8 protein-coding genes are annotated in these 8,646 nt (G+C 65.4%); 4 read left to right on the top strand and 4 right to left on the bottom strand.

The window, feature by feature from the left end; genetic code table 11:
• Positions 1-302 precede the first annotated feature (302 nt).
• The 4 genes from JQ587_RS36495 (at position 303) to JQ587_RS36480 (ending at position 3,210) form a co-directional block, all read left to right on the top strand.
• Entirely contained in the window at positions 303-722 is a 420-nt protein-coding gene (locus tag JQ587_RS36495; RefSeq protein ID WP_212303952.1) for an HIT domain-containing protein, read from the top strand.
• Between the two features lie 11 nt (positions 723-733).
• Positions 734-1,672, top strand: coding sequence for an NAD(+) diphosphatase (gene nudC / locus JQ587_RS36490; RefSeq protein WP_212428591.1), 939 nt, complete (start codon positions 734-736; stop codon positions 1,670-1,672).
• Positions 1,673-1,679: 7 nt separating this feature from the next.
• Complete coding sequence (locus JQ587_RS36485) at positions 1,680-2,633, top strand: sugar kinase (RefSeq protein ID WP_212428590.1); 954 nt, start codon at positions 1,680-1,682, stop codon at positions 2,631-2,633.
• A gap of 67 nt (positions 2,634-2,700) precedes the next feature.
• Entirely contained in the window at positions 2,701-3,210 is a 510-nt protein-coding gene (locus JQ587_RS36480; RefSeq protein ID WP_212303955.1) for an Lrp/AsnC family transcriptional regulator, read from the top strand.
• 117 nt (positions 3,211-3,327) lie between these two features.
• Here JQ587_RS36480 and JQ587_RS36475 read toward each other — a convergent pair whose 3' ends face one another.
• The 4 genes from JQ587_RS36475 to JQ587_RS36460 form a co-directional block, all read right to left on the bottom strand.
• Positions 3,328-4,827 (bottom strand): phosphomannomutase/phosphoglucomutase, encoded by a 1,500-nt coding sequence (locus JQ587_RS36475; RefSeq protein ID WP_212428589.1) that lies wholly within the window; start codon positions 4,825-4,827, stop codon positions 3,328-3,330.
• Between the two features lie 181 nt (positions 4,828-5,008).
• Positions 5,009-5,521, bottom strand: coding sequence for a TIGR02281 family clan AA aspartic protease (locus tag JQ587_RS36470; RefSeq protein WP_212303957.1), 513 nt, complete (start codon positions 5,519-5,521; stop codon positions 5,009-5,011).
• Positions 5,522-5,647: 126 nt separating this feature from the next.
• Complete coding sequence (hrpB, locus tag JQ587_RS36465; RefSeq protein WP_212428588.1) at positions 5,648-8,122, bottom strand: ATP-dependent helicase HrpB; 2,475 nt, start codon at positions 8,120-8,122, stop codon at positions 5,648-5,650.
• Positions 8,123-8,250: 128 nt separating this feature from the next.
• On the bottom strand, positions 8,251-8,646 hold a 396-nt coding region (locus tag JQ587_RS36460; protein ID WP_283815714.1), incomplete at its 5' end, for a UDP binding domain-containing protein.

Below are 8,646 nucleotides of genomic sequence, written 5' to 3'. Positions count from 1 at the left end.
AGGAATCACACAAAGTGCCGATTCGGGAATCCCCCAAGGCAACTTCCTGCCAAGAAAGATGTGTGCATGCCCTAGGGCGAAGGCCGGGACCCATTACCCCAAAGAGAGGTTGTCGGGCGAAGCTGGTCACCACGAGTCGTCGCCAAATCCCATCTGTGGTGGGCCCTGGATCGGCGCTCCGCTTCGCTACGCTTGTCCAGGACGACGATCGAGTATGCAGTTGCCATCCTTCCCCTGACTGACCTCGTATCGTATGGTCGGCGCCAACGCGCCCGACCACGCCGGGCAATTTGGAAACACATATGTCCGATCCCGCCTGGTCGCTGCACTCCCGCCTGAAAGAAGACACCATCGACATCGGCGATCTGCCGCTGTCGAAAGTGCTGGTCATCAAGGACGCCCATTATCCCTGGCTGCTGCTGGTGCCGCGGCGTGCCGATGCAGTCGAGATCATCGATCTCGACGAGGTGCAGCAGGCGCAATTGATGACCGAGATCTCCCGCGTCTCGCGCGCGCTGAAGGAGATCACCAAATGCGACAAGCTCAACATCGCAGCACTCGGCAATCTCGTGCCGCAGCTTCACGTTCACATCATCGCGCGCCGCACCAGTGATGCCGCCTGGCCGCGGCCGGTCTGGGGCGTGATGCCGCCGCTGGCGCACGACGCCGCCGAGGTGCAGAATTTCATCAGCGCGCTTCGCCGAAAAATCTGGTTGGGTTGAAAGAACAAGAAATGTCAGCATTCGACTCGTTTCCGCTGGGGCAGCCGGCCTTCGTCACCAACATCCTGGATCGCGCTGCGCACCTGCGCCGCGATGACCAAAAACTGTTCGCACTGGAGCAGAAATCGTCGTCGCGCGCCTATGTCGTCTATCGTGACTCGCTTCTTGTGAAGCGCGAGGGCGACAAGGCGCGCGCGCTGCTGTCGATCGATGAAGCGACAAAGTGCGGCGCCAATCCCGGCACGATCTTCCTGGGCCTGCGCGACGGAGCGGCGATCTTCGGCATGGGAATGTCGCAGGCTGCTGCCGAGAAGCTTGTGGGCCGTGAGGACTACACCGTCACCGAACTGCGCGGCATGGCGATGCAGGGCGCGATCCCGCCCGAGGAACTGTCGGCGATCGCGATGGCGAAGTCGATGGTCAGCTGGCATCAGCGCCACGGCTATTGCGCCAATTGCGGCACGCGCAGCGCGATGAAGGAAGGCGGCTGGAAGCGCGACTGCCCGGCCTGCAAGGCCGAGCATTTCCCGCGCACCGATCCGGTCGTGATCATGCTGGTGGCGTCAGGCGAGAAATGCCTGCTCGGCCGCCAGAAGCAGTTTCCGTCCGGCATGTATTCCTGCCTCGCCGGCTTCGTCGAGGCCGCCGAGACCATCGAGGACGCGGTCCGCCGCGAGATTCTGGAAGAGTCCGGCATTCGCTGCACCGACGTGCACTATTACATGACGCAGCCATGGCCCTATCCGTCGTCGCTGATGATCGGCTGCAGCGCGCGGGCGCTGAACGAGGACATCGTCGTCGATCACTCCGAGCTGGAGGATGCGCGCTGGTTCACGCGCGAAGAAGCGGCGCTGATGCTGACGCGGACGCATCCCGACGGGTTCGCCGGTCCGCACCCGTTCGCCATCGCACATCACCTGCTCGGCCGCTGGGTGCACGACAAGAGCTAGATCCGCGATGGTCGCATCCGGGATCGCACCGCGCATCCTCTGTATCGGCATTCCCGTGCGCGACCTCACCTTCCGGGTTGAGGCCGTGCCGGAACGCGGGAGCAAGGCGAATGCCACGCATCTCGCCGAGATCTGCGGCGGCAACGCGCTCAATGCCGCGATCGCGATGGCACGGCTTGGCGGCCGCGTCGCCTTTGCAGGTCCCATGGGCGATGCGCGGGAGACATCGAGCGGCTTCATTCTCGAACGGATGGCCGCCGAGGGCATCGATACCACGCACGTCTTGCGCATGCCGGGTGCGGCGACGCCCGTCTCCGCGATCATCATCGACGGAACAGGCGAGCGAACGCTGGCCATCTATCGCGATCCAGCACTGTGGACCGTGAAGCTGCCGGATGCAGACGAACTGCTCGCCGATTGTCAGGCCGTCCTCGTCGAGAGCCGCTGCGGCACGTTTTGCATCGATCTCTGCGTTGAGGCGCGCCGGCGCGGCATCCCCGTCATCGTCGGCGTCGACCGCGCTATGGCGCTGACCGACGGCCTACTCACGGCCGCCTCGCATCTGCTGTTTGCCAGCGAGCAGGTCCAGGAGACGGCGGGCGTTACTGAGGACGGCGAGGCGTTGAAACGGCTCGCCAGGCTGACACCCGCCTTCCTCGCAGCGACCCGTGGTCCGCGCGGCACGATCTGGCTGAACGAGGCCGGCGCGCTGGAGGAGAGGCCGGCCTTCCCGGTCGAGGCGGTCGATACGCTCGGGGCCGGCGACGTCTTCCACGGCGCCTTCACGCTTCGGCTCGCTGAAGGCGAGACGGTGCGGGAGGCGCTGCGATTCGCCGCGGCCACCGCGGCACTGAAATGCACCCGCCATGGCGGAGGGTTGGCCGCCCCACAACGCATTGAAGTTGAAGAGTTTTTGGGCGAGGCGCGCGGAGCGGCACCCTGGAGGTCGCCGAGATTATAGACTTGATATAGAAGGATTTTCTCTATATCAGGGAAATCAGCCCCTGAAATGGAACAAAGTTCTTCAAATGACTGATGTCGCTGTCCAGATCCCCGAGACCAGCCGCCGCCTCGACGCCATCGATCGCAAGATCCTGATGGTGCTCCAGGACGATGCTTCCCTGTCCGTCGCCGAAATCGGCGATCGCGTCGGGCTGTCCTCGACCCCCTGCTGGAAGCGCATCCAGCGGCTGGAAGCCGACGGCGTGATCCTGAAGCGGGTGGCGCTGGTCGATCAGAACAAGATCGGGCTCGGCATCTCCGTATTCGTGTCGGTGGAGAGCTCCGACCATTCCGACGCCTGGCTGAAGAAATTCGCCGAAGCCGTCAGCGCCATGCCCGAGGTGATGGAATTCTACCGCATGGCCGGCGACGTCGACTACATGCTGCGCGTCGTGGTCGCCGACATGCAGGCCTATGATGTCTTCTACAAGAAGCTGATCGCCGCCGTGCCGCTGAAGAACGTCACCTCGCGCTTCGCGATGGAGAAGATCAAGTCGGTCACCGCGCTGCCGATCCCGGCCGTGGTGGCGGCTTAGAGTTCGACCGAGACTGCTAACCTCTGCCCGCTTGCGCGGGAGAGGCCCCTCACCCCAACCCTCTCCCCGTAAGAACGGGGCGAGGGAGTAGACCGCCGTCGGAGCGGTCGCCACACATCAGATCGTCTGGTTGTATTGCCCGACTTCGGGATGCGTGCGCAGCACGCTGTTCACCATCTCGAACATGTCGTGCATGCGCTGCTCCGAGACCGGGCTCTCAACGACAACCACGAGCTCGGGCTTGTTGGAGGACGCGCGCACCAGGCCCCAGCTGCCGTCTTCGACCGTAACCCGCACGCCGTTGACGGTAACGAGATCGCGGATCGCCTGATCGCCGATCTTGGCGCCCTCGGCCTGTAAGCCTTCAAAATGCTTCACCACCTTGTCGATGACGCCATACTTGGTCTCGTCGGCGCAATGCGGCGACATGGTCGGCGACGACCAGGTCTTCGGCAACGCATCCTTCAGGTCCGCCATCGACTTGCCGGGGGCGCGGTCGAGCATGTCGCAGATCGCGATCGCCGAGACCAGGCCGTCGTCATAGCCGCGGCCATACGGCTTGTTGAAGAAGAAGTGGCCGGACTTCTCGAAGCCCGCGAGCGCGCCGGTCTCGTTGGTGCGGCGCTTCATGTAGGAATGGCCGGTCTTCCAATAAGCGGTCCTGGCGCCCTGCTTCTGCAAGACGGGATCGGTGATGAAGAGACCGGTCGACTTCACGTCGACGATGAACTGCGCCTCCTTGTGGATCGCCGACATGTCGCGCGCCAGCATCACGCCGACCTTGTCGGCAAAGATCTCCTCGCCGGTGTTGTCGACGACGCCGCAACGATCGCCGTCGCCGTCGAAACCGAGGCCGACATCGGCCTTGTGATGCAGCACCGCGTCGCGGATCGCGTGCAGCATCTCCATGTCTTCAGGGTTCGGATTGTATTTCGGGAAGGTGTGATCGAGCTCGGTGTCGAGCGGAATCACCTCGCAGCCGATCGCCTCCAGCACCTGCGGTGCGAACGCGCCGGCGGTGCCGTTGCCGCAGGCCGCAACGACCTTGAGCTTGCGCTTGAGCTTCGGGCGGCCCGTGAGATCGGCGATGTAGCGCGCCGGATAGTTCTCGTGGAACTGGTAGGCGCCGCCGGCCTTGTTCTTGAACTCGGCGTTGAGCACGATCTCCTTCAGCCGCGTCATCTCGTCGGGACCGAAAGTCAGCGGGCGGTTGGCGCCCATCTTCACGCCGGTCCAGCCATTGTCGTTGTGCGAGGCCGTGACCATGGCGACGCAGGGCACATCGAGATCGAACTGCGCGAAATAGGCCATCGGCGTCACCGCAAGCCCGATGTCGTGCACCTTGCAGCCCGCCGCCATCAGGCCGGAAATCAGCGCATATTTGATCGAGGCGGAATAGCCGCGGAAATCATGCCCGGTGACGATCTCCTGTTTCACGCCGAGTTCCGCAATCAGTGCGCCCAGCCCCATGCCGAGCGCCTGCACGCCCATCAGGTTGATTTCCTTCTGGAACAGCCAGCGCGCGTCGTATTCGCGAAAACCGGTGGGCTTGACCATCGGCTCGGATTCGAAGGCGTAGGTGTTGGGCAGAAGCACGGATTTCGGCTTGGGAAACATTGAGACGGTCTCGTGAAAAGGGCGGGAATTGGTGCAGCCTTAGCGAATGCCGGGCCGCAGCGGAAGGCGGGAATGAGGGCTTATGGCCGATAATTGCGGCAGTTTGGTAACGGAAAAACGTTACCTGCCGCGGGCTCGGTTCAGTGCAATATCGAATGATCCGGCAGCAATCCGTCTGGATTTACTGCTCCAGCACCATCTGGCCGTTGGCGTACTCGAAGCGCTTCAGACGGGACAGGAAGGAGAGGCCGAGCAGGTTCTCGGACAACGCTGCATCCGGCAGCACCATGGCATCGACATCGCGCACGATGAGGCCGCCGACATCCAGCATGGCGATGCGGGTGCGCGCGGCTTTGATGGTGCCGTTCGCGGTGGTGACGGTCGCGTTGTATTCGCTGCGCGAGGGGCGCAAGCCGAAGCGGGCCGCCGAGGTCTCGTTCAGCGCCACCACGGAGGCGCCGGTGTCGACCATGAAGCCGATACGCTGACCATCGATGCGGCCGTCGGTCTGAAAATGGCCGCGGACATCGCGGGAGATGGCGAGGCTGCGGCTTCCGGCCGGGGCCGCGGTTGCGACGGCGACCGTCGCGCGCGGCACTGATGTGGCGGAGGCGGAGCTCATCCTGTCCGCCATCTGCGCCATGAAGGTGCCGAGGCCGATCATGATGGCCGCGAAGATCATAATGTTACGCATCACACCACTTCCGAGCCGGAAAGCTCGATTTCACCACGCAACCTGCCCACCCGCGAGCGGAGCCACGGCAGAACTTCGCCATTTTGGCGAAAAGGATGAGCGGACGGTTAATGCCGGCCTAAAATCTCACGTCCCGCGCGGCTTGGCTCGCCGGGTCGGCAGCGCGCTGGCGGGATCATCCGGCCAGGGATGGCGCGGATAGCGGCCGCGCAGATCGGAGCGCACCGCGGCGTAACTGCCGCGCCAAAAACCGGGGAGATCGCGCGTGACCTGCACCGGGCGCTGCGCCGGCGACAGCAATTCCAGCACCAGCGGGACCTTGCCCGCCGCGACCGACGGATGGGTGTTGAGGCCGAACAATTCCTGCAGCCGCACCGCAATGGTCGGGCCCTGCTCGGCCTCGTAGTCGATCGCGAGCACGCTTCCCGTAGGCGCCTCGAAATGCGTCGGCGCCTCGCGGTCGAGCCGCGCGCGCATCTCCCACGGCAGCAGCGCCATCAGCGCATCGGAGAGATCGCCGGGCGAAATGTCCTTCAGTGCGATCTTGTCGTAGAGCGCGGGCACCAGCCAGTCGTCGCGCCGCGCGATCAGCCCGTCGTCGGAAAGATCGGGCCAGCTGTCGCCCTCGGCCTTGCGCAGAAACATCACGCGGTCGCGCCATTGTTTTGCGGCCTTCGACCACGGCAGCCGGTCGAGGCCGGCGGCGATCAGACCATCCGCGAAGATGCGTGCAGTGTCCTCCGAGGGTGACACCGCAAGCGTGGCCTCGGACAGCGTGATCGCATGCAGCACGCGCTTGCGCCGCGCGCGCAGCGCCATCGCACCACGGTCGAACGAGATCTCGTCGAGAGTTTCGATATGCTCGGCGAAATGGAGCTCGATCTCGTCCTCAGTGATCTGCGCTGCGAGCAGGATGCGGCCGCTCGCGGCCGTGCCCGTCATCTCGCCGATCGCGATATAGGATGCGCGGGCGAGCGAGGACGTCTGCTCCACCGCGGCGCCGCGGCCATTGGCGAGCACAAAGCTGCCGTTGCCGCGATTGCGCGCGACACGATCCGGGAAGGCGTAGGCGAGCATCAGGCCGGTCGAGAGATCCTCCTGCTGTCCCGCCTTCTCGGACGCTGCGACCTGCGAGGCCCAGCGTCGGGCGAGATCCCGCGCGCTCGCCGCCCGCGGCGAACGGTCGCGGCGGAACTGGTCGCGCCGGTGCTCGAGATCGGCGCTGTCGCCACCGAGCCCGCGCTCGGTGAGGATGGCCGCGATCTCGGCCGCCTCTTCGCCGCTACCCGCACGATGCGAATCCACGATCATGCGCGCCAGCCGCGGCGGCAGCGCCAGTGCACGCAGGCTTTTTCCCTCTGCCGTGATACGACCGTCGCCGTCGAGCGCATTGAGCTCGGAGAGCAGGCTCTTGGCTTCCTTCCAGGCCGGTTGCGGCGGCGGATCGAGGAACGACAGCGCAGCGGGATCGGCCACGCCCCATTGCGCGAGGTCGAGCACCAGCGAGGACAGATCGGCGCTCAAAATTTCCGGCTGGGTGTAGGGCGCAAGCGACGCCGTCTGCGGCTCGTCCCAGAGCCGATAGCAGACCCCCGGCTCGGTACGGCCGGCGCGGCCGCGGCGCTGATCTGCCGCCGCGCGCGAAACACGCACGGTCTCGAGCCGGGTCAGTCCAATGTCGGGCTCGTAGCGCGGCACGCGGGCGAGACCGGAATCGACCACGATGCGCACGCCTTCGATCGTGAGCGAGGTCTCCGCGATCGAGGTCGCCAGCACCACCTTGCGCGTGCCCCTCGGCGCCGGCGCGATGGCGCGGTCCTGCACAGCGGCATCGAGCGCGCCGAACAGCGGCACGATCTCGATGCTGGCGTCCTGCACGCGCTCAGCCAGGAAATTCTGGGTGCGGCGGATTTCGGCGGCGCCGGGCAGGAAGGCGAGCACCGAGCCGCTGTCAGCGCGGAGCGCGGACGCGATCGCATCGGCCATTTGCCGCTCGATCGGCGCATCGGCCTTGCGGCCGAGATAGCGGGTCTCGACCGGAAAGGCGCGGCCCTCGCTCTCGACCACAGGCGCCTCGCCAAGCAGCTTTGCGACGCGCGCGCCGTCGAGCGTCGCCGACATCACGAGGATACGCAAATCCTCGCGCAGGCCGAGTTGGGCATCGCGCGCCAGCGCAAGACCCATGTCGGCATCGAGCGAGCGCTCGTGGAATTCGTCGAACAGGATGGCGGCGACGCCGGAGAGTTCGGGATCGTCGAGGATCTGGCGGGTGAAGATGCCCTCCGTCACCACCTCGATGCGTGTGGCGCGCGAGATCTTGGAGCCGAAGCGGACGCGATAGCCGACGGTTTCGCCAGCACGCTCGCCGAGCGACTTGGCCATGCGGTCGGCGCTGGCGCGCGCCGCAATGCGCCGCGGCTCCAGCACGATGATCTTTTTGCCCTTGGCCCAGGGCGCATCGAGCAGCGCCAACGGCACCCGCGTGGTCTTGCCGGCGCCCGGAGGGGCGACCAGCACGGCCGCGTTGTTCGCCTCCAGCGTGCGCGCGAGGTCGTCGAGCACGGCATCGATCGGCAGGGGCGTGTCGAAGGTACGGGGCAAGAAATCATCCGGTCGTCATGCCCGGGCTTGTCCCGGGCATCCACGTTCTTTCACCTGGCAGTGAACAAGACGTGGATGGCCGGGACAAGCCCGGCCACGACGGTTTTCGGTCAACAACAATATGGAGATCAGCCCTGCACGGATGGCCGGCCCACGCTCTCGTAAGTGAAACCGGCCGCAGCCATCTCTTCGGGACGATAGATGTTGCGGAGGTCGACGACGACGGGCTGCGCCATGGTCGCCTTCAGCCGGTCGAGATCGAGCGCACGGAACTGCACCCACTCGGTGACGATGACGAGCGCATCGGCGCCCTGCGCGCAGGAATAGGCATCCTCGCAATAGGTGATGTTGGGCAGCTCGCTCCTGGCCTGCTCCATGCCAACGGGATCGAAGGCCTTTACCTTGGCGCCCATGTCGAGGAGGCCGGTGACCAGCGGGATCGACGGTGCATCGCGCATGTCGTCGGTGTCGGGCTTGAAGGTCAGGCCGAGCACCGCGATGGTCTTGCCGCGCAAGCTACCGCC

Source organism: Bradyrhizobium manausense (assembly GCF_018130615.1).
Classification (GTDB): Bacteria; Pseudomonadota; Alphaproteobacteria; order Rhizobiales; family Xanthobacteraceae; genus Bradyrhizobium; species Bradyrhizobium manausense_A.
This window is presented reverse-complemented; position numbering and strand designations above follow the sequence as displayed.